At 72.1% G+C, this 1,921-nt stretch carries 1 protein-coding gene; it reads right to left on the bottom strand.

Annotated features, from left to right (window positions below; translation table 11 throughout):
• Positions 1-1,921 (bottom strand): carbamoyl-phosphate synthase large subunit (carB, locus tag ACW69E_RS27685; protein WP_457501024.1); only part of this gene is annotated, 1,921 nt, incomplete at both ends.

Consider the following 1,921-nt stretch of genomic DNA (forward strand, 5'->3'; position numbering starts at 1 on the left):
GCGGTGAGGTGTTCCGCGTGTTCCTGGAGGGAGCGGACTCCGACCTCTCCGCGGGAGGTGGCCTCGATGCCCTGGACGGCGGCGGCCAGCGCCTGGACGGTGGTCAGGCAGGGCACGGCGCGGGCGACCGCGGCGGTGCGGATGTCGTAGCCGTCCAGCCGGCTCCCGGTGCCGTAGGGGGTGTTGACGATGAGGTCGACCTCGCCGTCGTGGATGAGCTGGACGATGGTCCGCTCCCCGTTCGGCCCCTGGCCCTCGCTGTGCTTGCGCACCACGGTGGCGTCGATGCCGTTGCGCTTGAGGACCTCGGCGGTGCCGGAGGTGGCCAGCAGCTCGAAGCCGTGCGCGACCAGCTCCCGGGCGGGGAAGATCATCGAGCGTTTGTCGCGGTTGGCGACCGAGACGAAGGCGCGGCCCTTGGTGGGCAGCGCGCCGTAGGCGCCGGCCTGGGACTTGGCGTAGGCGGTGCCGAAGACGGAGTCGATGCCCATGACCTCGCCGGTGGAGCGCATCTCCGGGCCGAGGACGGTGTCCACGCCGCGGCCGTGGACGTCGCGGAAGCGGTTCCAGGGCAGCACGGCCTCCTTCACCGAGATCGGCGCGTCCAGCGGCAGGGTGCCGCCGTCGCCGCTGGCCGGGAGCAGGCCCTCGGCCCGCAGCTGGGCGATGGTGGCGCCCAGCGAGATCCGGGCGGCGGCCTTGGCCAGGGGGGTGGCGGTGGCCTTGGAGGTGAAGGGGACGGTGCGCGAGGCGCGCGGGTTGGCCTCCAGCACGTAGAGGATGTCTCCGGCCAGCGCGAACTGGATGTTGATCAGGCCGCGCACCCCGACGCCGCGGGCGATGGCCTCGGTGGAGGCGCGCAGCCGCTTGATGTCGTGGCCGCCCAGGGTGATCGGGGGCAGGGCGCAGGCGGAGTCGCCGGAGTGGATGCCGGCCTCCTCGATGTGCTCCATCACGCCGCCGAGGTAGAGCTCGGTGCCGTCGTAGAGGGCGTCGACGTCGATCTCGATGGCGTCGTCGAGGAAGCGGTCGATCAGCACCGGGTGCTCGGAGATCAGGCCGGCGTGGCGGGTGAGGTAGTCCCCCAGCGAGGCCTCGTCGTAGACGATCTCCATGCCGCGTCCGCCCAGCACGTAGGAGGGGCGGACCATGACCGGGTAGCCGATCCCGGCGGCGATCTCCTTGGCCTCGGCGAAGGAGAAGGCGGTGCCGTACTTGGGCGCGGGCAGCCCGGCCTCGGCCAGCACCCGGCCGAAGGAGCCGCGGTCCTCGGCCAGGTGGATGGCCTCCGGGGAGGTGCCCACGATCGGCACCCCGTTGTCCTTGAGCGCCTGGGCCAGCCCCAGCGGGGTCTGGCCGCCGAGCTGGACGAGGACCCCGGCGACGGGGCCGGCCTGCCGCTCGGCGTGGACGATCTCCAGCACGTCCTCCAGGGTGAGCGGCTCGAAGTACAGCCGGTCGGAGGTGTCGTAGTCGGTGGAGACGGTCTCGGGGTTGCAGTTGACCATCACGGTCTCAAAGCCCGCCTCGCGCAGCGCGAAGCAGGCGTGGACGCAGGAGTAGTCGAACTCGATGCCCTGCCCGATGCGGTTGGGGCCCGAGCCGAGGATGATCACCGCGGGCCTGGTGCGCGGGGCGACCTCGCTCTCCTGGTCGTAGGAGGAGTAGAAGTAGGGGGTCTTCGCGGCGAACTCGGCGGCGCAGGTGTCGACCGTCTTGTAGACCGGGCGGATGCCGAGGGTGTGGCGGACCTCGCGCACGACGTCCTCGCGCAGGCCCCGGACCGCGGCGATCTGGGCGTCGGAGAAGCCGTACCGCTTGGCCTCGGCCAGCAGCCCGGGGTCCAGCCGGCCGGCCGCGGCCAGCTCGTCGGCGATCTCCTTGACCAGGAAGAGCTGGTCGGTGAACCAGGGGTCGATCC

This window comes from Streptomyces sp. SS8 (genome assembly GCF_054072955.1).